Annotated in this window: 20 protein-coding genes and 3 pseudogenes; 8 read left to right on the forward strand and 15 right to left on the reverse strand. The window is 58.9% G+C overall.

Going from position 1 to position 23,289, the window contains the following annotated elements; translation table 11 throughout:
• Nucleotides 1-45: 45 nt before the first annotated feature.
• From TU81_RS10030 to TU81_RS10070, 9 genes are all read right to left on the reverse strand, one after another.
• Entirely contained in the window at nucleotides 46-993 is a 948-nt protein-coding gene (locus tag TU81_RS10030) for an NAD-dependent epimerase/dehydratase family protein (RefSeq protein WP_048394831.1), read from the reverse strand.
• A gap of 7 nt (nucleotides 994-1,000) precedes the next feature.
• The gene (locus TU81_RS10035) at nucleotides 1,001-2,116 is read right to left on the reverse strand and encodes an HlyD family secretion protein (protein WP_038983857.1); all 1,116 of its coding nucleotides are present in this window, start codon (nucleotides 2,114-2,116) and stop codon (nucleotides 1,001-1,003) included.
• Nucleotides 2,117-2,122: 6 nt separating this feature from the next.
• On the reverse strand, nucleotides 2,123-3,013 hold the full coding sequence (locus TU81_RS10040; RefSeq protein WP_038983859.1) for a hypothetical protein: 891 nt from the start codon (nucleotides 3,011-3,013) through the stop codon (nucleotides 2,123-2,125).
• Nucleotide 3,014: 1 nt separating this feature from the next.
• Entirely contained in the window at nucleotides 3,015-4,343 is a 1,329-nt protein-coding gene (locus tag TU81_RS10045; protein ID WP_048394833.1) for a glycosyltransferase family 2 protein, read from the reverse strand.
• A 3-nt stretch (nucleotides 4,344-4,346) separates the two neighbouring features.
• Entirely contained in the window at nucleotides 4,347-5,639 is a 1,293-nt protein-coding gene (locus TU81_RS10050) for a TackOD1 domain-containing metal-binding protein (RefSeq protein ID WP_313847633.1), read from the reverse strand.
• Between the two features lie 566 nt (nucleotides 5,640-6,205).
• A complete protein-coding gene (locus TU81_RS10055) occupies nucleotides 6,206-6,928 on the reverse strand; it encodes a DUF2238 domain-containing protein (RefSeq protein ID WP_048394837.1) in 723 nt (240 codons plus the stop codon).
• Between the two features lie 103 nt (nucleotides 6,929-7,031).
• Complete coding sequence (locus TU81_RS10060) at nucleotides 7,032-7,661, reverse strand: Vgb family protein (RefSeq protein WP_038983865.1); 630 nt, start codon at nucleotides 7,659-7,661, stop codon at nucleotides 7,032-7,034.
• 37 nt (nucleotides 7,662-7,698) lie between these two features.
• Entirely contained in the window at nucleotides 7,699-8,919 is a 1,221-nt protein-coding gene (locus TU81_RS10065) for a hypothetical protein (RefSeq protein ID WP_048394839.1), read from the reverse strand.
• Nucleotides 8,920-9,200: 281 nt separating this feature from the next.
• Complete coding sequence (locus TU81_RS10070) at nucleotides 9,201-10,055, reverse strand: LysR substrate-binding domain-containing protein (protein WP_048394840.1); 855 nt, start codon at nucleotides 10,053-10,055, stop codon at nucleotides 9,201-9,203.
• 94 nt (nucleotides 10,056-10,149) lie between these two features.
• Here TU81_RS10070 and TU81_RS10075 point away from each other — a divergent pair, with 94 nt between their 5' ends.
• Both TU81_RS10075 and TU81_RS10080 read left to right on the forward strand, forming a co-directional pair.
• Complete coding sequence (locus TU81_RS10075; RefSeq protein ID WP_048394842.1) at nucleotides 10,150-10,791, forward strand: FMN-dependent NADH-azoreductase; 642 nt, start codon at nucleotides 10,150-10,152, stop codon at nucleotides 10,789-10,791.
• A 33-nt stretch (nucleotides 10,792-10,824) separates the two neighbouring features.
• Nucleotides 10,825-11,205 carry a RidA family protein gene (locus TU81_RS10080; protein WP_038983873.1) on the forward strand — a complete coding sequence of 127 codons (381 nt, stop codon included), beginning with the start codon at nucleotides 10,825-10,827 and terminating at the stop codon, nucleotides 11,203-11,205.
• A gap of 109 nt (nucleotides 11,206-11,314) precedes the next feature.
• Here the strand turns inward: TU81_RS10080 and TU81_RS10085 are convergent, their stop codons facing one another.
• Nucleotides 11,315-12,328: a GlxA family transcriptional regulator gene (locus TU81_RS10085; RefSeq protein WP_173667526.1), complete on the reverse strand. Its 1,014-nt coding sequence runs from the start codon at nucleotides 12,326-12,328 to the stop codon at nucleotides 11,315-11,317.
• Nucleotides 12,329-12,528: 200 nt separating this feature from the next.
• Here TU81_RS10085 and TU81_RS10090 point away from each other — a divergent pair, with 200 nt between their 5' ends.
• Nucleotides 12,529-12,750 carry a hypothetical protein gene (locus tag TU81_RS10090; protein ID WP_048394845.1) on the forward strand — a complete coding sequence of 74 codons (222 nt, stop codon included), beginning with the start codon at nucleotides 12,529-12,531 and terminating at the stop codon, nucleotides 12,748-12,750.
• A 168-nt stretch (nucleotides 12,751-12,918) separates the two neighbouring features.
• Here TU81_RS10090 and TU81_RS29485 read toward each other — a convergent pair.
• Nucleotides 12,919-13,168 (reverse strand): annotated as a pseudogene (locus TU81_RS29485) (nitrilase-related carbon-nitrogen hydrolase); the annotation flags it as partial.
• A 4-nt stretch (nucleotides 13,169-13,172) separates the two neighbouring features.
• Nucleotides 13,173-13,676, reverse strand: a pseudogene (locus tag TU81_RS10095) (agmatine deiminase family protein); the annotation flags it as partial.
• Between TU81_RS10095 and TU81_RS10100 the strand changes: the two are divergent.
• Nucleotides 13,669-13,974, forward strand: a pseudogene (locus TU81_RS10100) (LysR substrate-binding domain-containing protein); the annotation flags it as partial. The pseudogenes TU81_RS10095 and TU81_RS10100 overlap by 8 nt on opposite strands.
• Nucleotides 13,975-14,021: 47 nt before the next feature.
• On the forward strand, nucleotides 14,022-14,915 hold the full coding sequence (locus TU81_RS10105) for a LysR family transcriptional regulator (protein WP_048394849.1): 894 nt from the start codon (nucleotides 14,022-14,024) through the stop codon (nucleotides 14,913-14,915).
• Here TU81_RS10105 and TU81_RS10110 read toward each other — a convergent pair.
• The 3 genes from TU81_RS10110 to TU81_RS10120 form a co-directional block, all read right to left on the reverse strand.
• Complete coding sequence (locus TU81_RS10110; protein ID WP_048394851.1) at nucleotides 14,903-16,075, reverse strand: (R)-mandelonitrile lyase; 1,173 nt, start codon at nucleotides 16,073-16,075, stop codon at nucleotides 14,903-14,905. The two genes, TU81_RS10105 and TU81_RS10110, sit on opposite strands and share 13 nt — an antisense overlap.
• 19 nt (nucleotides 16,076-16,094) lie before the next feature.
• Nucleotides 16,095-17,147, reverse strand: coding sequence for an alpha/beta hydrolase (locus tag TU81_RS10115; protein WP_048394853.1), 1,053 nt, complete (start codon nucleotides 17,145-17,147; stop codon nucleotides 16,095-16,097).
• Between the two features lie 63 nt (nucleotides 17,148-17,210).
• Complete coding sequence (locus TU81_RS10120; RefSeq protein ID WP_082157829.1) at nucleotides 17,211-18,305, reverse strand: alpha/beta hydrolase; 1,095 nt, start codon at nucleotides 18,303-18,305, stop codon at nucleotides 17,211-17,213.
• Between the two features lie 761 nt (nucleotides 18,306-19,066).
• Here TU81_RS10120 and TU81_RS10125 point away from each other — a divergent pair.
• The 3 genes from TU81_RS10125 (at nucleotide 19,067) to TU81_RS10135 (ending at nucleotide 23,069) form a co-directional block, all read left to right on the forward strand.
• Entirely contained in the window at nucleotides 19,067-19,573 is a 507-nt protein-coding gene (locus tag TU81_RS10125) for a sigma-70 family RNA polymerase sigma factor (protein ID WP_038983885.1), read from the forward strand.
• Nucleotides 19,570-20,538, forward strand: a complete 969-nt coding sequence (locus tag TU81_RS10130) for a FecR domain-containing protein (protein WP_048394855.1) — start codon at nucleotides 19,570-19,572, stop codon at nucleotides 20,536-20,538. The genes TU81_RS10125 and TU81_RS10130 overlap by 4 nt, the downstream gene beginning before the upstream one ends.
• Nucleotides 20,539-20,627: 89 nt before the next feature.
• Nucleotides 20,628-23,069, forward strand: coding sequence for a TonB-dependent siderophore receptor (locus tag TU81_RS10135; RefSeq protein WP_048394856.1), 2,442 nt, complete (start codon nucleotides 20,628-20,630; stop codon nucleotides 23,067-23,069).
• The last annotated feature ends 220 nt before the right edge of the window (nucleotides 23,070-23,289 follow it).

Raw genomic sequence — 23,289 nt, forward strand, 5'->3', positions numbered from 1 at the left:
GGTGCGCCTGTGACAACAGTTCCATCCGGTTATACGCCCCGGAGCTCACCGGTCACCGCTCTCCAGACTTCTGAGTAACTGGCCCAAACCATCGGCGAAACAGATCGGCTCGGCGCACCGAAAACGTTCAAGCAAACGCTGGTTATCGGCCCGGGAATGGCGGATATCCCCGGAACGCGGGGCAGCGTAATTCAACGCCAGAGGCCGGCCCAGCAGAGTGCTCAACGTGGCCGCCAGCTCGTTGATGCTGGTTGAGCGGTTGAAACCGACGTTGACCGGTTCGCCGCTCGGCGCCGACTCTTTCACTGCCTGTACCAGGACCTTTACAAGGTCCTCTACGTAGACGAAATCCCGGGTCTGTTCACCGTCCCCGTACACCGTGACGGGCAGGTGTTTCTGCGCTCTTTCGCTGAAGATACTGATGACCCCGGAGTAAGGCGATGATGGGTCTTGGCGCGGTCCGTAAATGTTGAAGAAGCGCAGAATCACTGGCTCCAGACCATGCTGGCGGCGGTAAAAATCGAAGAAATGCTCACTGGCCAGTTTGTCTGCGGCATAGGGCGTCAACGGGGCTTTGGGCGTGTCTTCGGTGATGGCCGTGCCCTCGCCGTTGTTGCCATAAATGGCGGCGCTGGAAGCGAACACCACCCGTCTCAGGCCGGCCTGGCGCATGGCTTCGCAGATGTTCAGCGTGCCGATGAAGTTGCTTTGATGGGTGGCGACCGGATCTTCGACCGACGCCTGAACCGAGGCGACCGCGGCCAGATGCACCACCGCGCTGCAATCTTTCAGGGCGCGCTCCACTGTCGGCGCGTCCGCGACATCCCCGACTATCAGGCTCAAATGCGCCCTATCCACCGGCAGATTCGCCAGTTTGCCGGTTGAAAGATCATCCAGTACCCGCACGCCATAGCCGTTTTCAAGCAAGGCTTCGACCAGGTGCGAACCAATGAAGCCCGCGCCACCCGTCACAAGAATTCGATCAGCAGACATGGCAAATTCACTCTGGAGTAGTGGTTGTAGGTCGATCCATCGCGACGAACTCCTCGACTCTTTCCATGAGCGCCCGGCCGGCACTGAACATCTCTTGCCAGTCCGTGGGGAAGCGAACATTCAAGGGCAGTTGATCGATTCGCCAGCGCGACGGCAGAGGGTCATCGAACCGGGCGGCGACCTGCAAGCCCATTTCACTGGCGGCAAACGGCCCGCGCAGCACCGTCGGCGTGCGCCCGGCGCTGTCCACCGCCTGCACGACATGCGCCGCCAGCCATTGGCCATCCGGCATGCGCACGCGCAGCGGCTGCCCGATAGCGGCGTAACTGATGTTGAGCGGTTCCAGATAAATCCATAGCAACGGGTCCTCCAGCCGTTCCAGGCGCATCAACAGCGTACCGGCACCGACGTTTTCGCCCGGAGTCACCAGCACTTCCGCTATGCGACCGCTCTGTCCCGCCTTGATCGACAACGCGGCGAGACGCGTCTTTAACCACTGCTGCTCGGCGTTCTGCTGAATGATCTCGCGCTCAAGCCCTTGCGGGGGTTGTCGCGCCAGTTGCTCGCGGCGCTCGAAGGCCAACAGATCTGCCCGAAACCCGTCGAGTTCCGACTGCGCCATCAGCACTTCGCCGCGAGCGGCCGCGCCGCGGTCAGCCAGATACTCCAATTCTTTGATCTTTTCTTCTGCCCTGCCGATTCGGGTCTTGAGCAACTGACGCTCGCGGCCGCCCAATTGGGCAGTGCCTTTGCCGGTGCCCGTCGCCTTGGTCGGCATGGCAGCCAGTTGCGCCAGCCGGGCCCGCCATTCCGGGTTGTCCAGACTGACCAGCATTTGATCGGCCTGGACTTGCTCACCGGCCTTTGCAAACAACTGATCGACCCGACCGGCATCGCGCGCGCGCACCTCGTAAATCGGCAGGCGCAATTGGGCCGGTGCGTCGATCATCAGCATGCTGTACGCCAGCTTTCCTCCCAGCCAGATCAAGGGGCTAGCGACCAGCAACAGAATCAAATACCAGCGTGCGCGAAAGGCCATGCGCTTGCTCGGTGCGTACAGCACGCTCAAGCCCTGTTCCTGGGTGGGGTTCAATTCTTTGCGACTATCGAAACGAATTTTCATGACGGCTCACCGTTTGGGGAAGTCTCGCCAGGCCTGCCAGTCGATACCGGCAACCCCCCGCGGTTGCAATTGTTCGCGCCAGGCGCTGGCCTGATGTTTCAACTGTTCAGTCGATGCGCCAGCCCAACTTTCCGTGGCGGGCAATTCGGGTTCTGTGCTTTGGGCCAAACGAAACTGCAGCGCCGGCCAGCGCTTGGCGATCTGCTCCGTCATGCGTGCGCTGTTTTTCGGGTTGCGGGTGTAAATCATCAGGCTGACCTGACGCACACCGGCGTCGGGAAGCGCACATGGCACACAGGTTTGCCCAGGCTTCGGTTCAGCGAACCAGCGATGATGGCTGGATATTTCCACGGGCCATGGGCTCTCGTTTGACGCCATGCGCAGGGTATCGAGCCAGTTTTTCAGGCGCTGATCGGGGACGGGCATGCCCAGTTGTTCGACCTCGAGGTCCAGATGCAAGCTGCTGAATGCAAGCCCCTTTAACTTCTTCAATAAATCGCTGAGCTGGTGACGGTCCGTCGGCTCGATCCAGCTCGAATCGCCGAGCAACAGACTCACTTGTAGATCCTCGCGGGCCGCGTCCTGAAGCAGTTGCTCCAGCCGTTGGCGGGTGGTGGCCAGATCATTGACCTGTGCGCCTTTGAGGCCGAGGTAAATCTTGTTCATCCCGGCCTTGCGCAACGCCTGAAGCTCCGCCTCGCGCCGATCAGGATCAAGCAATGCTTCGCTGTCCCAGACATAACTGGCCTGGGACCATTGGCCCGCGCCTGTCCCCGGCCCCGACTTCGGCGCCGCCGTGGACGCCAACAAGAAACGCGGCTGCACGAATTCAGTTGATGCAAAGGCAGGCGCGGCCAGGGGCAGCGACAGCGTCAAGGCTAAAAGTACCGATCGCATATCAAAACCTCGTGGCTCGTTTAAGAACCCACCACGGCGCCATCGAGGTTTCTTCATGGCCACGACGAAACACTTCGTTGAGCATGGCCACTGCGCTCCAGCACCGAATGAGTAGCATGAACAGAGGGAAGACAGGCACCAACAAACCCAGGGTCACGTCCTGTCGAGGTCGGTCGGACACCATCGACAACATGGCGCCGAACAGCAGCAGGGTGATCAACAGGTACAGCAGGTAGATCAGCGCAAACAGAAACAACAGCGTCTTGCCCGGCAGAATGAACAGCGCCAGCAAGGTGTAGATGAAGATGATGAACGGCAGCACCAACTGAAAAAAGAAGCCACTGACCAGGATCATCAGGAAGGTTGGCCAACCCAGTAAATCCGGGTTGATGTTGTGGTTGTGCTTTCTGACATACAGAAAAAACAGGTCGCCGTCCCAGCGCAGACGCTGCATCAGAAACTGCCTGAGCGTCGCGGGTGCATCGGTGTGCCCGATCGCTTCCGGCTCGAAGGGAATCCTCAAGTCATGTCGCTTGAAGTAACTTTTGATGCGCAGTGTCAGGTCCAGGTCTTCCGCGGTATGGGTGTTCCAGCCCCCGATTTTCACCAGGAAACTGCGGCGGAAAGCGCCGAAGGCACCCGAAACGTTATTCACCAGGTTCCATTCGGCCAGGCCGATTTTCGACATGTGAATCGACAACACGTATTCCAGCGCCTGCATCGCTGTGACCCAGGAGCCCCAGACATTGCGCACCCGCAGGCTGCCAGCGACCGCAGGCACCGAGGGGTCTTCGAAATTGCGCACGATGGCGCTGACCATGTTGTTGTCGAAGGACGTATCACCATCGAGCGCCATGACGATGTCGCCGCTGGCGTGGGACAGGCCGGCGTTCAATGACGACACCCGTCCGCCCCTCTGCCATTTGGCGATCGGGCGCAAATGGCGCCGGGGGTACAACAGCGGGTCCACGTAAAAATTGCGAACGGCACTAAGCGTCGGTTGATTGATCGTGGCGCCGTCCACCACCGGAATCATCTCGATGTGGCCGGGGTACGTCTGCTCGCACAGGCTCAACAACGTGGCCTGGACATCCATCCCTTCGCTGTAGCAGGTGATGATGCAAGAGACTTTGGGCCGATAGAGACTGGTCTTCGGCACGCTGCTGCGCCGGCGGGCAAACCAGCGCAATACGCCGAGCAGCACCAGGATCGTCAGCGGCAGTTCAAACACCAGAAACAACGGAAAGAGCATGTAGAACAATCGGCTCAAACCGTCCGTCCCCATGATTGCACTGAGCATGCTGTAGAGTTGCTCCATCAGCGGGCTCATGACTTAAATCAACTCACTGGCAAGACGGGCCAGCAGCAGCTCACCGTCTTCTTTCTCGAGCAAATCCCCGGGGGCCGTGAAACTGACGACGCGCAGGGAAATGTCACTGACCTCCGGCGCGGAAAACAATTCGGCGACCCGGCCCAGACGCTGGGTGACAAACTCCAGCCCTTTGTCATCCGTGTGCGGCAGCATGATCCAGAAAAACTCTTCGGTGCTTCGCGAGCAGCGATCGGTTTCCCTGACGGATTCTTTCAGCCGATCCGTCAGGCTATCGATGAAGGCATGCCCGCGGTGCTCGCCAAGACGAGCCAGCGTACCGGCCAGATTGACGAAGCGCAGGCCGATCAATGAGAACGCCGGCTGCTGGTAACGACGCACCACCTGCAGCTGCCAGGTCAAAAGCTCGTAAAAATCCTTGCCGCCCAACAAATTGAGGCGGCCGAAATGGTTGATCGATCGATCGTTGAAGTCCTGGCGACAACGGAAACGCCCCGCTTCCGCCAGACGAAAGTCCCGAACTTCGCGTATGCGCAACTTGTCGGGCGCGTGGGACAAGCCGCAATCCAGACAGCGCGCCTGCACATCAGCGTCGACAAAAAATGCCTGGCATGAGCGGCAGCGATAGTTTTCCAAAGGGCGATCGTAGTCACTGCCAATGTGCCGCAAACGGTTCAAACAATTGGGGCAGAGCAACAGGCCATCCTTGAGAAACGACTCCTGATGACCCACGTGACCACAGGTGAAGCAGTGCAATGAAGGTTGCCGTGAAATGTCCATCGCCTGGCATTCGGCGCACACATCAATGTAATTGAGGCGCCCCGAGCCACAGTCCGAACACAGACGTACCCGATCGACCAGCACGCCCTCTTCCAGCCAGTCGTGCTGCACCATCAAACTGAGCCAGACAAACGGGTTGACCTGCTCGGCATCCGCCAGTGCTTCGAGCAGCGGATAGCGATAATGCTGGGGGACTTCGGGGTCGCGCAGGGCATAGACATGGGCGTCGGCACGCAACCACAGCCACGACAGCACCCGACTTTCAAACCGCTCGGGCGCAGAACCCTGCCGGAACAGGTTGAAGCGCTCTCGCCAGATCTCCCAGAGCATTTTTATTTCACTTGTTTCGGCGGGGCATGCGCCATCGCCCAACGCTTCACACCAGCTGTCCTGGTCTCGACAGCAATAGACGAGCTGGTAGCGATACGCCGGAGTCGAGCGCAATTTGCGCAGCACTCGACCGGCATAAGCCGCTGGCATATCAAGCAATAGAACATCGAATATGGGTGCAGCCAACAAACTGCTTAGATCCGAAAAGTGTTCAATCTCTGGAATATTAGAACTGGAAACCTTATGACCGAAAACTGCAATACGAGGATTTGGAGTCGACATGATGCACTCCCCCTGAGAAGCAACCAAGTGTGATCCAACACAAGACTACCAACACTAGCACTCCGTCAGAAAAATGCCCGACTAATTGCAGAGTTATTTTTTGACACTACCATCGCCAAAATATCGCCACCAAACATCATGAGCCCGCTATTATTAATAACATTAAACATTAAGCCAACAACCAAAATAAAACCCTTGTAATTCAATATATTATTATTGTAGCAAGCTAAACAACAAGGTAATTTGTATGAATATACAGCACCATTCAATCTTGCCTTAATGCGTCATGTTTCCAGATAAAAACACCTGCCAAATTGCAGGCACCCTGCAATGACAGTGATACTATCCAGGATCAAATAAGTTCAATGCTATTCGTCGGCAAAACAGCTACTTTGAGCCTATTCCAAGTGTTACATCAACTTTACATTAGCGGCTTATCGACATCATTCAATTAGAACACTCTATAAATTTTATGAATTCTTTTCGAGGGCATTTAATTGAGCGTTTCGATGAAACAACCAGCGTCGGCACCAGACAACCCATAACGTGAAGAACGCACCGGCCACTGCCAGCGCCATATCGGCCTGAGAGTCCCATGGGTCATTTTGTGCAGCGACAAAAGCCTTCGCCGTGTCTTTCCCCAGGAACTGCCCACCTATCCATTCCACGATTTCATAGACAGCCGAGGTCGACAGCACGATATTCAGCGCGACAAACCCGACCCAGAAACCCCGTAACGGCGTGATTCGCACCAGCACTTCCCGAATCGGATACACCATCAAGAGTCCATATGTCAGATGGACCAGACGATCGTAATGATTGCGTTCAAACCCAAAGGTTTTGTTGAGGCTGACCCCGGTCAAGGCTGAGCACCAGCGGTCGTAGGGCACCAGCGCGTAGGTGTAGTGTGAACCCAGTTCATGGATACACAGAAAAACGAATACCAGACTGATGGAAACGGCAGACAGACGGAACCGTCGGGAGACGCCCGCCAAGACCATCACCAGCAGCAGGGCCAGCAGATTTTCCAGGACCCAATCCACTCGGCTATGGGGGGAAATTCCCAGCGCTGCGACGATAAGAAGAAATGCAATCAACAGCGCCAGGTCGTATCGCGGATGTTTCTTGGGCGTCAGGACCGGCAGCGGTCTGCTGTGAGTACTCAGGTCTTTTGCGCCTATCGACTTGCTCATTGGGCGCCTTCTTCTCAAGTCTTTTAAATTCGAGACGCGGCCGTTTCGCAAGTTCGTTTTTTCTGGGCGGGTATTGCGGCCAGATACCCGCCCCCAACGCTTATTAAGGCCGACGCACCGCCCTCACCTTCCCGCTGTTGCCGCCGCCACAGAAAAACCGGTCGTGGCCATCGAACTCAAGTCCCGAGACCCCGACGCCAGCCGGCATCTGGACGCTTTCCAACACCTCGCCCGTTGCCGGATCGACTCGCCGCAACTCGCTCTCTTCCCCTTCCCAGGTGCCGTGCCACAGATCGCCCTCGACCCAGGTCACCCCGGTGACGAAGCGGTTGGATTCGAGGGTGCGCAGCACTGCCCCGGTCTGGGGATCGACCTGATGAATCTTGCGCTCGCGATATTCACCGACCCAGAGCGTCCCTTCGGCCCACGCAAGCCCCGAGTCGCCACCGCCGCCGGGCGCGGGGATGGTGGAGAGCACGCGGCCGGTCTGCGGGTCGATTTTCTGGATGCGATCCTCTGCGATCTGAAACAGGTGCTGGCCATCGAAGGCTGTACCGGCATGGGCGGCGACATCGATCGAGCGCAGCGTCTTGCCGCTTGCAGGATCCAGGGCGTTGAGTTTGTCGCCGGAGGCAAACCAGACCTGCTGGCCGTCATGGGTGACGCCGTGCACGCTGTCGACGCCTGGAAAAGGCCCATATTCGCGGATGATTTCGGCTGTTGAATGTTTCATGTCTTGCTCCTCTTTCACTGGGTGGGTGAAGTGGATGCTAGTCATTGGGCAGCAACCCTGTGAGTAACAATACCGTCGCGAATCCCGGAACCTGCGGGGTCATCCAGCGACGGGCGCGGCCGTGACCGAACGCCTGCACCTTGCCGGCAGCCGCCAGCGTGTCGAGGGCCCGTTGCACGGTGCGCTGACTGGCGCCAAGCGCCAGCGACAGGGCCGAACTCGACCACGATTCGCCGTCAGCGAGGAAGGCGAGCAGTGTCGCATGCTGCTCTTCGACAGGCCGCGCCAGCACCACGACGTCAGGCGCAACGTGCGGCACCAGCGCAAACCCGCGCGGGGTCGCGACGACATCGGCGATCAGGTGCAGCGCCGCGCGCAGCCGCCCGAGTTCGACGCGCAACCGCGCGCGATGGGAGTCATCCGCGACTTTCATGCGAAAGGCTCGCGCAATCAGTGTTTCCCTTGGCACGTCGGCGGGCCACGCTTCGCCCAGCGCCCGGGCGAGCGCGAACAGCACCGGCCGCCGGGCGAGTGAAACCGACGAGCCTGAATCGCGCACGACATACCGGCACGCGTCGACGACCAGCGTGGGGGATACCAATAACGCTTCAATTTCATCGAGCAGCAGCGGCCGTTCCTGGCCACCGACAATCAGCCGCGCCGCCGGCGTGTCGAGGATGCAGGCGGCGCTTTCGACCTCTGCCGTCAACGCGGGGATAGCGGCGTGTTGTGCGGCACGCTCGGCCCGTTCGAGTGCGGCGCGCGCCGCTTTTGTTTGCAGGCGGCGCATCGCGATGCCCGCCACGACCAGCTCGTAGGCCGCCCTCGATGCGGGTGGTAACGGCGTTGGATCGAGTTCGGCGAGACGGTGTTCGGCCTCGTCGAGGTGCCCGATCAACAGTAAGCGGCGGATTTCGAGGTACCGCGCATGGGCGGCGTTGACCCAATCGCCGTGCGCCTGAAGCGTTGTCCGCGCGGCGTCGAGTGCCTTGGTTGGCCAGTTCAGGTCCCGCGAGGCGAGCGCGATCTCGGCCTCGGCGACAACACACCGCGCCCGGGCCAACGCCTCTTTCGGCCCAAAAGCTCGTGTGGCGCTGCGCACCAGCGCCTTCGCGCGCACAAGATCGCCCAACTGCGCCATCGCGATGCCGCGAAGCGCGAGCGCAGGTGCATCGTCGCGCAAGGCGATGCGGTTCAGCGCACCAAGGGGATCACCCGCCGCGAGCGCACGGGCCGCCGCCGTGATCAGCGAATCCATCTGAAGCGCGCCACCTGTCACCCCCACCGTCCGATGCCCGCTGATCAGTCTATCTCACGACCGCCCGGCCGCACGCCGATCCGCTAGGGGGAGGAGCTTGTGTTCGGCCTGTAGGAGCTGTCGAGCCTGCGAGGCTGCGATCGGCTGCGCAGCAGTCGTAAAACCAGAACTCGCGGTGAGTCAGACATACCGCGTCAGCCGGATTCACGACTGCTTCGCAGCCGATCGCAGCCTCGCAAGCTCGACAGCTCCTACAGGTCGACGTAGCTTCGAAATGACGCTCAAACCCTTCGCGTGGAGCAATGTTCCACAATGAGCTGAGTGAGCGCTGCCACAATCGCCCGATCCGCTTCAGCAGAGGTAAACAGCCGAAACTGCGCATCCGGCAAATCCGGCAACCCTTGTTCCGCCCCCAGAGCCGCCAGTCCCTGCCCCAATTGACTGACCGTCATGGGCGCCACCGCGAAACCAGCCAGCGCCGCCGCCCGCAACCCGGCGGTGCTGGTGCATGACATCGCCGTACGTTGGGCGATCCCTGCCTGAGCCAGCCGCCTCAGCGCTATCTCACGATAAGGACAGGGCTCAGGGAACAGCGCCAGCGGCAACGGTGTCGGTAACTGGGTGACGGGTTGCGCCGACCAGGCCCACACCAACGGTTCTTGCCACAGTAGCAACCCCGCTTCGCTGGTTTCGCATAGAGAACCGATGACCAGCTCAAGATCGCCTTGCTTCATCAGGTTCAGCAACGTGCCAGGAATGCCCACCTGCACGTCGATTTCCATGCCCGGATGCTGCGCCGAGAAATCCTGAAAAGCCCGCAGTAATCGCGGTTCGACAAAATCCTCCGACACCCCGATCCGCACCCGCCCGTGAAACGGCGTGCGCGTCAGTTGCGCCCAGGCATCACGGTTCAGCGCGAGGATCGTGCGCGCATAAGCGATCAGGCGCTCGCCATCGGGCGTCAATTGCTGGGAACGGGTCGTACGTTTCAACAGCGGTTTACCGACCTGTTCTTCCAGTCGTCGCAAGTGACCGCTGACCGCAGATTGGGTCAGGTGCAGCTTTTCGGCTGCGCGACTGAAACCCTCTTCATCGACGACGGTGACGAATGTTTTTAACAGCAGAACATCAAACATAGTTCTATTCGTGATTAATGACTTATTTATTCACGATTTATATTCCAAATAAAACTATGTTGCAATAATCCAACTTCCCCGCTCGAGACACGCCATGACCACCCTTCTGCATATCGAATGCTCCCCGCGCAAACAGCGCTCGGCCTCCCTTGAAGTCGCCCGCAGCTTCATTGCGCGCTATCAGGAAAACACCCCGGACACCGAAATCCTCACCCTCGATCTTTGGAACAGGGTGTTGCCGGAATTCGACGAGCTGGCAATGGACGCCAAATACGCCGGGCTCAATGGCACGCCCTTGACCCCGGCGCAGCAAGACGCCTGGAACACCTTGAAAGATCTCGCCGCGTTCCTGCACCGCGCAGACGTCCTGGTGATGTCCGTACCGCTGTGGAATTTCAGCATTCCGTACAAACTCAAACACTTCATCGACCTGGTGTCGCAGAAAGACATTCTGTTCAGCTTCGACCCGGAACGCGGTCTGGAAGGCATGCTGCACAACAAAACCGCCGTGGTGATGTACGCCCGCGGCCTGGATTTTTCGGCGCAGTCGATCACGCCAGCGGAGCGCTTCGACTTTCAGAAGCCCTACGTGGAAGCCTGGCTGCAATTTATCGGTGTGAGCGATGTGCACTCGGTGATTGTCGAGAAAACCATTCTGGGGGAAGACGTTGACCTTGGTGCGCGTGAGGCTGCGACTCAGCAGGCCATGAGGCTGGCAGATAGTCTCGTGCTGTAAACTGACCTACCCCCCTCAAACAAGAGATCCCCCATGGCAAACCACGACATCACCTTTCTCCCCGACCCAGACCCGGAATCCATCTCCTCCGACGTCGCCGGTTTCGGTGGCCTGTTGGTCTCCACTCAAATCCCCACCCGCGCCGACGGCAGTCTGGAGCTGGGTGGCATCGCCGAGCAGAGTGAATGCACCCTGCAAGCGCTCAAGGTGGCGTTGGAGCTTGCCGGCAGTTCGATGGACCGGGTGCTGCATCTGACCATCTACCTGACGGACATGGCCGACCGCGCCGCTTTCAACGAAGTCTACAAGCGCTTCTTCGCCAAGCCCTGGCCGGTTCGCGCCGCCGTTGGCGTGGCCTCATTGGCGGTCGAAGGTATGCGCGTGGAAGTCACCGCGATGGCGGCCAAGGGCTGAGTCTGCGAACTTGTCCGGTGGCGCTGCTCCAGTAAGTAGCTACCACCGGAACATTCCCGACGGCAGATTTCGCGCCGTTGGGAGATCTTCGCCGGGACTCAAAAAGCGGCTATTTGACCAGTCGTTTTTCCTTGGAAGGCCTGTAGCCGAAGTACGAGCTATAGCACTTGCTGAAATGACTGGGCGACACAAAGCCACAGGCAACCAACACGTCTACCTGTGACAGCTCTGTGTGCTGAAGCAGTCGACGCGCTTCGGTGATGCGCAGCTCCATGTAATATCGCTGCGGCGTTGTCCCGAGTTGCTCCTTGAACAAGCGTTCGAGTTGTCGCCGGGAACGGCCCGCGTAGACCGCCAGTTGCTCCAACTCCAGCGGCTCTTCGAGGTTGGCGTCCATCAGCTTGACCACCTCTCGCAACGGCGCGCTCACACAGATATTTTCAGCCGGTTTGATGCGCCGGTAGCGAGACTCCTCGAAAGCAAGAATGTCCTCGATACCCTCCACCAGGGCTTTATCGTGCAGTTCTTTGATCCAGTCCAACGCCATATGAAATGCGCCAGAAGGACTGGACGCGGTGAGCCGGTCTCGATCGATCACATAAGGTTCACTGGTGACATGCGTCGCCTTGGAGATTTCCGCGAGTGCGGGACGATGTTCGGGGTGAATGGCGCAACGGTATCCATCGAGCAAGCCTGCGCTGCCCAGGAACCATGCACCGTTCCACAACCCGGCCAGAATGACACCTTGGTCTGCCGCCGCTCGCATTAGGCTGATGAACTCATCAGTCGCCTTCAGTTCTGTCCTGTAGCCGCCGCAAATAACCAGCAGGTCCAGGTCGTGAATGGCTGAAGAATCGATGCGCGCATCCGGCCGAATGACCAGGCCCAGGTCGCTGATGACCTCCCCTTCATTCAAGCCGAACGTTCGGGAAGAGAACAACCCGGGGCGCAGAAGATTCGCGGTGACAATCGTGTCCAGCGCTTGCGTGAACGCGGGCAGCGAGAAATGCTCGAGCAGCAAAAAGCCTGTCCGAGTCATTCGAGCAGGCTCACCAGGGTTTTCATTCAGATAGCGGAGGTTTTTCCCCTTCATGCCTCCGCTGAATTGACGTCGTTCGATCAATGTTCGACCCACTCGGTACGTTAACCAACCTGTCATTTGGTGCGCTTATAAAGCGTCATGCTACCTGCAGAAGCTGAAAAAGCCCTAGCGCCATTATGCGACCGATCAGGCTAGTTGAAAGCAGTGACGAAGCGGGTCTTTATCATCGAACTCCCTCCATACCGCTGAATCCAATATGTAGGCCAATGGAGGTGAGCGAAATGAACAATGATCACCGTGTTAATGACGACGAATCAGAAACGACCTCGAACGTCCCGCCTACCGATACGTCTGGCAAACCCGTCGATGTGGTCGAAGGAGAACTTGAGGACAGCGACAGTGACGCCGAAAGCTTAGATGAAGCGCGAAACCAGGAGCGGGAGGCTGAAGAGCTCCGTCGAAAAATAGCGGAGATAGAACGCAAGGTGGCGGATGGTAATTAGCAAAATACCGGAGGGGCCTGGCCCAAGGGAGCGAGAAATCATGATGCAGATGCTGGCCGAGGATGATCCCACAAACGGCGTGGCGCGCTCCGACAAATTGCCTTGGGTCCAGGCTGTGTAAAAACGACTAAAGGTAAGTCAACGGTTGGTGACTGGTCACACAGTGGATACCGCCACCCCCAACTCTTTGGCCAAAGCGGCAAAGCGCTTGAGTACCGGGCTGTCTCGGTATTCTTCGGCCAGCGCCAGGTGTTTATGGCTTTGCTCGATGCAGAAATATGGCAAACAGCTCCTGCAACAGGATGACCTGGGCACCCTTGGCCGCTGCCTCACGCACCAGTTGCTCAGCCTGATCGAGGTTGTGTTGCAAGTCCCAGGTGCAGGGCATCTGGGTGGTGGCAATCGTTAACAAGGTCATGGCATCAATCCTCCAATGACCAGGCGGGTTGTTGCTGGGTGATGCAATGCACCCCGCCGCCGCCATGGGCCAGATGATTGATTCGAACCGGGACTACCTCGCGTCCGGGGAACGCCTGCCCCAGTACTTCAGCCGCCACGTTGTCGGCATCGATGCCGTAGGCCGGCATGATGATGGCGCCGTTGGCGATGTAGAAATTGGTGTACGAGGCGCAGAACACTTCAGCTTCGGTGTCCACTGCATCGCTCGCTTCATACAACTCGATCAGCTCGAATTTTCGGCCCTGGGCATCGGTGGCCAGTTCCAGCGCGCGACGGTTCTCTCTTACAACCTCGGCATACACCGAATGCTTGTCGTGGGTGGCATCCACCAGCAACACGCCAGGGCGCGCGAAGGCGCATACGCCATCGACATGGCCGTCAGTCATGTCGCCGGTGACGTAGTCCGGATCGCCCGGCAGCCAGATGGTTTTTTTCACACCCAGCAGGCGGGTGAAGATGTCTTCCATCGCGGTGGAGGCAGGTATAGATGTAGGCCAGCAAGATCAGGGGCTGAACTTCTCCGACCCCGGCCTGTTGCTGGACGCCGCTTGTGCAGGGCTCGGCATCGCCTTGGTCAGCCAATTACTGAGCCGGCAGGCGCGCGCCAACGGCTTGTTGCAACCCTTGGTGGAGCAAACCATTCGCGGCCCGAACTGGGCCTTGCTGACCCATCGGGACAGTGAGAGCGATGCACGAAGCTTCAGCGAGTGGTTGATGACTAATCTGGAAGCCGCATCTTCGTGCCCTGAGGGGTCGGACGATTAGTCGCACAGATGGCATAATCGCAAACTGTTTATAACAGGGGCGAATCAATGACCACTGAGCGTTATGACCAACTCGCGATCTTCTCGGCCGTGGCACAGGAGCGCAGCTTCACTCGCGCCGCTGCCAAACTCGGCATGTCACAACCTGCCTTGAGCCGGGCGATGCGTCAGTTGGAGGATCGCCTGGGCGTCAGGTTACTGTCTCGCACCACTCGCAGCGTATCTGCGACGCAAGCAGGTGAGCATTTGCTCAGGGTCATCGCCCCGAGATTTGAAGAGATCGATAACGAACTGGCATTGCTCAGCGAATTTCGCGACAAGCCAGCAGGTAAATTGCGCGTCACGGCTGGTGAGCACTGCGCAATCACGATCCTGCAACCCGTTCTCTCCAGGCTGCTGCCTGACAATCCCGATCTCAATATCGAAATCATCGTCGACTACGGTTTTACCGATATCGTGGCGCAGGGATTCGACGCCGGTGTACGACTGGGTCAGCAAGTGGCCAAGGACATGATCGCCATGCGTATCGGCTCTGACATGCGCATGGCGGTGGTTGGATCCCCGGCGTATTTCGCCCGATATCCGAAGCCGGTCATCCCCAGTGACCTCATGGCGCACAACTGCATCACCCTGCGCATGCCGACTTACGGCGGCCTCTACCTCTGGGAGTTCGAGAAAGACGGGCAAGAACTGAAAGTCCGGGTCGAAGGCCAACTGGTGTTCAACAACATCGCCATGCGCCTGGAGTCCGCCCTTCAAGGGTTGGGATTGGCCTATATGCCGGAGGACCTGGTGCAGGAACAGGTGGCGCAAGGTCGGTTGATTCGCGTGCTCGAAGATTGGTGCGAACCGTTCTCTGGCTACCACCTCTACTATCCGAGCCGGCGCCAGAGTTCACCGGCCTTCACGTTGCTGCGCGAAGCCTTGCGCTATTTGGGTTGATTGGCCTGGACGGTGTCGAACGCTTCGCTGGCACGCTTGGCCGCAGCGGCATCCCCTTGGTCGGCCAGCAACTGGATCAGTTGACGCAACTGCGAAGCGGTCAAACCGACCCGCAGGCTGGCAGCCATGTGCGAGCGCAGTTGTGACTCCACGCCGGGGGTGACAGCCAGCGCCGCAACTGTCGCCAGCTCACGACTTTGCCAGTCCAGGTTGTCACGCTCGAAGATGTCGCCGAACAGATGCGTCTGCAAGTACTGATTGATGACAGGGACGAAGTCGAACAACGGACCCTGGACGGGAGCACCGGCAATGCGCGTCTGATTGGCCTTGCCCACCGCCAGCAGTTCGTCGCCGGTGGGAACGATGCGACCGGGCTCGCGCCCCGGATTGTCCTGAATACCGCGTTGCTTGCGTGCCTCCACCACTTTCATCAGCTCGCCGAGCGCATTGAGACTGCGTGGAAAACCGCTGTAGGCGTAGAGCTGAACCAGAACTTCCTTCGCCTCGCTGACGGTCAGGCCCGCATCCAGTCCCCGGTTCAAGGCAGCATTGAGCTCGGGCATATTGCTCGTGGCCATGGCGGCTGCAATCAACGGGATGGCCTGCTGCTTGGCGGACAGCGTTTGCGAAACCGCTGGTGCGCCGGGTTTGGCGGGTGGCGTCACCGTTCCCTGGGCGCTGTATTGCTCTTCAGTCACTTTCTCCAGCCATTGCACACTCTTGCCATCCACTGCGCCGGTCACGGCCAGGTGGATCATGGCGCTCGCCGGAGCGGCACCATGCCAATGCTTGACACCTGGCGGACAGACGATCACGTCTCCCGGGCGGATTTCCTGTACAGGCTTGCCCCACTCCTGCGTCAGGCCCACACCGGAAACCACCACTAATCGCTGTCCTGCGGGATGGGTATGCCAGGCCGAGCGCGCACCCGGTTCGAAGCTGACGTAAGCGCCGGAGGCATTGATCTTGTCAGTGGCGGGAAACAAAGGATCGACGCGTACCCGCCCGGTGAAATAATCCGCCGGCCCCGCCACCGAAGCCTGGCTGCCCGCCCGGCTGATCTGCTGCGCGGTCCGGGACTCACTGGCATTTTCTGCACCCGCGGCGCCGGCAAAAGGAGCAGCGGCGCACACCGCGATGCCTATCAGGGTGTTTTTCATGATGACGGATTCCTTCAAGTCAGAGCGTTCTGGCGTAGAACGCGGTCAACTGATCCATGGCGATGTCCACATAAGCAGGCACCCAATAGGTGTCGATATGGGTCGCGCCATCGATGGTGAACAGTTTTTTGTCCTGGGTACCGGTGGCCTTGGCAAAGGCTTGCTGCGACATGTACAGGCTGTCGGCCTTGCTGCCCGCAATCATCAGCAACGGCTTGTCGATCAGTTCGATCTGATCCGTGGCATCGAAGCTCATCAGGTCCAGCAGGCTGCTCTGGGTGTAGCGGAATGTCGAGTTGGGGTGGGCGTGGGTCTTGCCGTAATACTCAAAACCCTGTCGATACAGATCAAACGGCAGTTTGGCGATCTGTTCATCCGTAAGCCTGGCATCTCCAATGTAGCGAATTTCCCCACCTGCCGCTTCCTGGGCACGGGCAGCCGATGCCTGCTGCAAGCGGTCCTGGATCGTGGCCACTTGCGAATCCTGATAGCCGTTGCGGCGAACCAGACCTGAGTTGAACATGCTCAACGTCGCAATCGACTGGAAGCGTTTGTCGGTTTGTGCCGCCGCCAGTGAATAACCGCCACCGCCGCAGATGCCGAGCAAACCCAGACGTGTGTTGTCGGCGCCTGGATAGCGAGCGATGAAGTCCGCCATGCCATGGATGTCCTCAATGCGGTGAGCCGGCTTGTCGACGTTGCGCGGCTCACCGCCACTGGCCCCTTGATACGCCGCATCCGCCGTGATCGTGATGTAGCCCTGATCCGCCAAACGCTGGGCATACAGACCCGCGACCTGCTCCTTCACCCCCCCATTGGGGTGTGCCACGACGACGGCCGGGTATTTCTTCGCGGCGTCATAGTTTGCCGGGGTGTAAACGTTGGCGGAAATGTCCAGGCCGTTGAGTTTGTAGCTCACCGGGTGGATGTTGACCTTGCCCGGCTCGTTCTTCGTCAGCGCGCCACCGTAGGTCAATGTGAATGGGTTCTGCTGGTAGTCCGCAGCCTCGGCTTCGGCGCCCGACATTCCTATCATGGCGGCCATGAAAGTGGCCTTCAACGTGGTTCGCATCCTATGAATACTCCTGACAATTCAAGCATGTGAGTGGCGTGGCTGATATTGCCGCGCACTGACTCAATCCAGATTTTTTTCAGCGAGAAACTTCGAAACCAGATCCGCGATCTCGACGTTGTTCATGTCCGAAAAAGGGAAATGGCTATTGCCCTTGATCCCGATCTCCGGCAAGTGAACGAGCCTGACATCACCACCGTGACGGTTCACGGTATCGCGCCACAGGCGTGCCATCTCAAGCCGCGCGCGCCAACTGTCCTGGGCAGGTAACCGAACTGGTTGGCCGGGGATGTTGTCGCCGTAGAAAATAACGATGGGGATGCGGGTCAGCGCTTTGAACTGTTCCTGCGATACGGCTTGGCCCGAGAGCGTGTCGAATGCACTGGGAATCGGCGCGGGCACCTCCCCCTCTGGAAACACGAAACTGCTGCCCGGTTCGAACGCCACGATGGCTCGCACATTGCGGCTCTTGATCGCCGTCAGCCAACCGGGGCCGCCGCCCTGGGAATGGGTGAACAAAATGGCCGGCCCCGTCTTTTCCAGCAGAGCGGAAACGCCGTTGGATACGACTTCAATGTCGTAAGGCCCGGTGTTGGGCGTTATCGAGCGGAAGAACTGCTCCTGCGCCGTATGACCACGTGGAAACTGACTGCCCTCGAAGGTCTCCGGCCACAGGCCAATGCGGAATTGGTTGAACCACAGTTGCTCATCCGGCACAGGCTTGATCGTCGTTTCAACGAGGCTGCGTCCCGCGTCGCCACGGCGCGGCTGATCAATCAAGTACGTAGAGAATCCGCGACGCAGGAAAATGTTCTGGAACCCTTCGCGGCCGTCGGCCGTTGTCTCCCAGGACTTCGCGGATTGCCCCGCGCCATGCAGCATGAGAATCGGGAGCGGACGAGGATCGACCGGAACCTGATAGAACGCATACACGTGATCGCCGTGATAGGTCTGGCCATCGGGCATCATCGGTTTGTAGGGATCAAAGACACCCGGCTGAGTGATCAGCCCACCGCCGGCAATCAGACTTCCCTGATCCCTTATGACCAGAGGCGGGCGATCAGTGCCATTGACGACCGTAGCGGCGCACAAAGCGAAACAAAGAGTGCCAGCTTTCACAGCAGCGGGCACACATTGGCGGATGAAGCACTGAGTCATGGCTTGCTCTCGATTTGATATCGCAGAGAAGCAAATTACCTTTCAACCATTAATCGATAAACCGTGCCAATCACATAGCACTGATACCAAAATCACATAAATTTGGCATACCGGAGAAAATCTCCGGACAGGACTCGCTCATCCTGTAGCCCTGCCATACTGTTCAGCCTGGCGCACGCGCCTGCCTCCAAGTACTTCTCGGGACCGCGCTCCGCGGCCTCTTAATCAAACGTTTGAGGCTGCACATCCACATGAATCGCCTACTTCTTTCTACTTCTCTTCTTGCCGCATTCACTGCAGTAATACATATCTTCGTCGGTACGCCGGAAATTGAAGGACCCTTGCTTCAATCTACGCTACCGCAAGAGGTGAGCCTTCTTCTCTATGCGTGCTGGCATCTAGTCTCTGTGACATTAACGCTGTCTGCCGTAGCCTTCTTTATCTCAGCCCGCACAATTGATACATCCTCCCATTACATGACAAAACTGCTTTCCTGTATGTGGCTTTGTTTTGGCTTGGTATTTATCGCAGTGGCGTTGCTGTACTCCGATTTTTCAATGCTTATCAAGTTACCTCAATGGACGTTACTGTTACCCGTCGGTGCTCTTGGTCTCTGGGGTTCCTCTAGCAAAGGGTTCAAATCGCTTCGCTCACCGACCACGGTCAGTTAGACATTGATGGTGCATTTGAGAGATTGCAGTGGCCATCATTCCACAGGTAGCATTGAGAACGATTCACACTAACATCTGGAAAACCGACCGGTGCACTCTCTCCCGACCAGCAAGCTGGGCTTCTTTTTCAGCGACCACCATCGTTGGCTGCTGCACCATATTCAGCAGCGTCTACGCAATCACGCGGATGCCGAGGACACCGTCGGCGATACGTTCTACCAGATGCTGGTGGCCCGCGTTGATCCCGACAGCATCGAACAACCCCGTGCGTACCTTTCAACGATCGCTCGACGGCTGATTTACGATCGTCATCGCCGGCGCAAGTTGGAGTCAGCTTACCTGGAACGCCTGTCCACGCTTCCCGAAGCGCTAGCGCCCTCCCCCGAAGAACAGTTGCAGTTGATCCAGGCGTTAGTCGCGATCGACCGGGCGCTCGACGGTTTGCCTGTTGTGGTCAAGGCTACCTTTCTCTATAGCCAACTGGATGGTCTGAGTTATGTGGCTATTTCGCACAAGCTGGGGCTGTCGGAACGCACGGTCAGCCGCTACATGAAACAGGCGTTGCGGCAGTGCTACCTGAGCGAATTATCGCCATGAGCAAGCTGCGCCTGGATCCTGTCAGCGAGCAGGCCATTGACTGGATGGTGAGGCTGCGCGCCGGTACGCCCGATGCCACCCTGCAAGAGCGTTTCAACGCGTGGCTGGCGATGGATCCTGCGCACGCTCAGGCCTGGGCAACATTGCAGGAGCGTCTCGCGGGTTCCTTCCAAACGGTTCGCGACCTGGATCGACGGGTGCCCGGTCAAGCCGGCGAAGCCCGCCAACTGTTGCTGCAGCCCCATGGTTCGCGACGCGACGCACTCCGGGTGATCGCCGGCTTGGGTTTGCTCGGTGGCGGTTTGTGGCTGGGTGCTCGCAGCCCACTGGGCGACTCGATACTGGCCGATCTGCACACCGGGCGCGGCCAGCGTCAGGACTTCAAGCTGGTTGACGGCAGTCGCCTGAGCCTGAACGCCGACAGTACGGTGGACCTGTACTTCGATGACAAGCAAAGGCTGGTGATTCTGCGCCACGGCGAACTGGTGATTCAGGTGGCCGCCGATCCCCAACGTCCGCTGCGCGTGCGTACTGCACAGGGTGAAATACGTGCACTGGGCACGCGTTTCCTGGTTGCCAAGGAGCAGGACGCCAGTCGAGTGGTGGTGCTGCAACATTCGGTCGAAGCTCGGCTGTTCGACGGCACAACGCTGAATCTGCAAGAAGGTCAGTCAGCCTTGTTGTATGACCGGCAGATAATCCCCGTTACCGGCGACCAGCGCCATCGCTCCGACTGGCTCAGCGGGCGGCTGAACGTGCTGGACGATCCACTGCATCAGGTCGTCAACGCTCTACGTCCTTACAGTCGAGGCTTTGTAAGGGTCGCACCCGAGGTTCGCAACTTGCGCGTCCAAGGTGTTTTCCCGCTCAACGACCCCGATCGGGCCTTCACCGCCCTGGCCGAAACCCTGCCAATACGCGTGGATCGCTACAGCCCCTGGGTGACGCTGATTCGTGCCAGATAATTTTTTTTGAAAATCACTCTCATTCGTGTCCGGTTTTCATTTCTCATCCCACCTATCTCCTGACACTTCCATACGATCAGGAGAATGCTGTGCTCAACCCGTGGTCCCACACCCTTTCCGTCGCCGTTGCCCTGGCAACCCTGACCAGCCCCACTCTGGCCCAGACGCAAAGCCTGACCTTCAATCTGCCGGCCGGCCCACTGGCCAGCACACTGAATGCCATCGCCAGCCAAAGCGGGCAAATCATTTCACTGGAGCCTTCGCTGGTGCAGGGCAAACAGGCGCCGGCGGTGATCGGCCAGATGCTTGCTGAACAGGCGATGCACATGGCACTGACGGGCAGCGACCTGCAGTTGCGGGTGACCGAGCAAGGCAACTTCAGCGTCGAGCCGGTCACCGACAGCAACGCAACGCTGCAACTGGATGTGACCAGTATCGTCGAGCACAGCGCCGATGCCACCACCGAAGGCTCGGGCTCCTATGCCGCGCGGTCGGTGACTATCGGCAAGGGTACGCACACGCTCAAGGAAATTCCGCAGTCGGTCACGGTGATGACCCGCAAACAAATGGATGACCAGGGCCTGACCGACCTCAAAGACGCAGCCAACCAGACCACCGGGCTGGTGGGCGTTCAGGGCGTGGGTAAAGGCATGATCCTGACTTCGCGCGGTTTCCAGATCGATGACTGGCAGTACGACGGCGTACCCATCCCACGCAACACCTACACGTTGGGCAACTGGGCCACGCAGGACCTGATTTTCTTCGATCGCATGGAAGTGCTGCGCGGCGCATCCGGATTGCTTCAGGGCACAGGCAGCCCTGGTGGTGCGATCAACCTGGTGCGCAAACGCGGCCAGAACGCACCGACCGTGACCCTCACCGGCAAGGCCGGCTCCTGGGATCACTACGGCCTGCAACTGGACGCGGGCGGGCCGCTGAACCAGACCGGCACCGTGCGTGGGCGCTTCGTTGCCGACGAGGACCAGAGCGGTTCATTCATCGACTATGAATGGAGCAAGACCCACTCCCTGTATGGCGCTCTGGACATTGATCTGCGCGACGACACCACCCTGGGCCTGGCCGTCAGCCGCTCCGACGCCGAATCGCGCCCGATGCTGCGTGGTCTGCCGCGCTACGCTAACGGCGACCCTGTCGACGTGTCACGTTCAACCTACTCCGGCGCTCGCTGGAACCATTCGGACATCGACGTCACCACCGTCTATGCCGATCTGGAGCATCGTTTCAACGATGACTGGGCCTTCAAGGTCGGCGCAGTGCGCATGAGTGAAGAGAACAAATCCACCCACCAGCGGGTGCAAACCTCCGGGGCCGGCCTCAACGCCGACGGCAGTGGCATGCAATACGCCGATTGGGTCACGGACTTCGACTCCACCAAGATCGGTCTGGACATGAACCTGACCGGGCACTTTGAAGCCTTGTCCATGCAGCAAGAAATCACGCTGGGCGGCAATTACGCCAAGATGACCACGGATGACCGTTACGCGCGAACCTTCAATAACACCAGCGACAGCATTTTCGAGATCGACCACGACCGCCCCGAAATCAGCTACGAAGGTTTGCTCAATACCGTTGGCGGCCGTTCGACCACCAGCAAGTACGACATCCGTCAAAAAGGCCTGTACGGCAGCTGGCGAATCAAGCCATTCGAGCCGTTGACCCTAGTGCTCGGCTCTCGGGTCAGCTGGTATGACTACAGCTACACGTCTGCGAACCAGGCGGCTTTTACCAATCTCTCTATCGCCAATGCTCCAAGCACCATGCACGAAACCGGGGAAGTCACGCCCTACGCCGGCATCGTCTACGACCTGAGCCGCGAATGGGCGGTCTATGCCAGCTACACCGACGTATTCGAACCACAGACCGCACGCACCGCGAGCGGCTCGGTGCTCAAACCGGTGATCGGCACCAACTACGAAGTCGGCCTCAAGGGCGAGCTGATGGATGGCCGGGTCAATACCTCCCTGGCTATGTTCCGCTACGACCAGGAAAACCGTGCGGTCACCGACGTCGCCTCGGGTTTCGCCTGCGACGGTTGGTATTGCTCGACGGCCGCGGGGAAAGTTCGCAGCCAGGGGATCGAGGCAGAAATCAGCGGTGAAGTGCTCAGCGGTTTGCAATTGTTCGCCGGGTACACCTACAACACCACTAAATACCTTGAAGATCCGGTCGACGAAGGCAAAGTCTTCAGCCAATGGACGCCAAAACACATGCTGCGGGTCTGGAGCGACTACCAGTTCAGTGGCGACTGGAACCGGGTCAGCACCGGTCTGGGCTTCACCACCCAAAGTCACACCCTGGGTTATGAACGCACTTACCAGGTGCCAGGTTACACCGTGTGGAACGCCCGCCTCGGGTACCAACTCACCCCCGAGATCGGTCTGGCACTCAACGCCAATAACCTGTTTGACAAGTCCTACTACATGGCGGGATACAACCAACTGAATGGCAACAACAACTTTGGTGAGCCGCGAAACGTCATGTTCAGCGTGAAATACACCCCCTCGTTCTAGCAACGAAGATGTGGCACTGACACTATGGAGCTTCGGGTTGATTGTCACCCTTCGCGATTGCAATTGAGCCAAAAGCGGTCAATATCGCCACTGCCAGTCAGTTAAAGCGCGAACCTGTGGGAGCGGGCTTGCTCGCGAAAGCGGTGTATCAGACGACATCAATGTTGACTGTGCCGCCGTCTTCGCGAGCAAGCCCGCTCCCACATGGATTGCGCTTAAC

Origin of the sequence: Pseudomonas lini, from assembly GCF_001042905.1 — a bacterium.
GTDB lineage: Bacteria > Pseudomonadota > Gammaproteobacteria > Pseudomonadales > Pseudomonadaceae > Aquipseudomonas > Aquipseudomonas lini.

What these genes read in the sequence shown, in the direction of transcription:
- TU81_RS10080 (WP_038983873.1), top strand. Translation starts at nt 10,825, where the DNA reads ATGGCAAACCACGACATCACCTTTCTCCCCGACCCAGACCCGGAATCC.
- TU81_RS10035 (WP_038983857.1), bottom strand. Translation starts at nt 2,116, where the DNA reads ATGAAAATTCGTTTCGATAGTCGCAAAGAATTGAACCCCACCCAGGAA.
- TU81_RS10030 (WP_048394831.1), bottom strand. Translation starts at nt 993, where the DNA reads ATGTCTGCTGATCGAATTCTTGTGACGGGTGGCGCGGGCTTCATTGGT.
- TU81_RS10090 (WP_048394845.1), top strand. Translation starts at nt 12,529, where the DNA reads ATGAACAATGATCACCGTGTTAATGACGACGAATCAGAAACGACCTCG.
- TU81_RS10065 (WP_048394839.1), bottom strand. Translation starts at nt 8,919, where the DNA reads ATGGATTCGCTGATCACGGCGGCGGCCCGTGCGCTCGCGGCGGGTGAT.
- TU81_RS10130 (WP_048394855.1), top strand. Translation starts at nt 19,570, where the DNA reads ATGAGCAAGCTGCGCCTGGATCCTGTCAGCGAGCAGGCCATTGACTGG.
- TU81_RS10045 (WP_048394833.1), bottom strand. Translation starts at nt 4,343, where the DNA reads ATGAGCCCGCTGATGGAGCAACTCTACAGCATGCTCAGTGCAATCATG.
- TU81_RS10055 (WP_048394837.1), bottom strand. Translation starts at nt 6,928, where the DNA reads ATGAGCAAGTCGATAGGCGCAAAAGACCTGAGTACTCACAGCAGACCG.
- TU81_RS10105 (WP_048394849.1), top strand. Translation starts at nt 14,022, where the DNA reads ATGACCACTGAGCGTTATGACCAACTCGCGATCTTCTCGGCCGTGGCA.
- TU81_RS10075 (WP_048394842.1), top strand. Translation starts at nt 10,150, where the DNA reads ATGACCACCCTTCTGCATATCGAATGCTCCCCGCGCAAACAGCGCTCG.
- TU81_RS10110 (WP_048394851.1), bottom strand. Translation starts at nt 16,075, where the DNA reads ATGAAAAACACCCTGATAGGCATCGCGGTGTGCGCCGCTGCTCCTTTT.
- TU81_RS10040 (WP_038983859.1), bottom strand. Translation starts at nt 3,013, where the DNA reads ATGCGATCGGTACTTTTAGCCTTGACGCTGTCGCTGCCCCTGGCCGCG.
- TU81_RS10115 (WP_048394853.1), bottom strand. Translation starts at nt 17,147, where the DNA reads ATGCGAACCACGTTGAAGGCCACTTTCATGGCCGCCATGATAGGAATG.
- TU81_RS10060 (WP_038983865.1), bottom strand. Translation starts at nt 7,661, where the DNA reads ATGAAACATTCAACAGCCGAAATCATCCGCGAATATGGGCCTTTTCCA.
- TU81_RS10120 (WP_082157829.1), bottom strand. Translation starts at nt 18,305, where the DNA reads ATGACTCAGTGCTTCATCCGCCAATGTGTGCCCGCTGCTGTGAAAGCT.
- TU81_RS10070 (WP_048394840.1), bottom strand. Translation starts at nt 10,055, where the DNA reads ATGTTTGATGTTCTGCTGTTAAAAACATTCGTCACCGTCGTCGATGAA.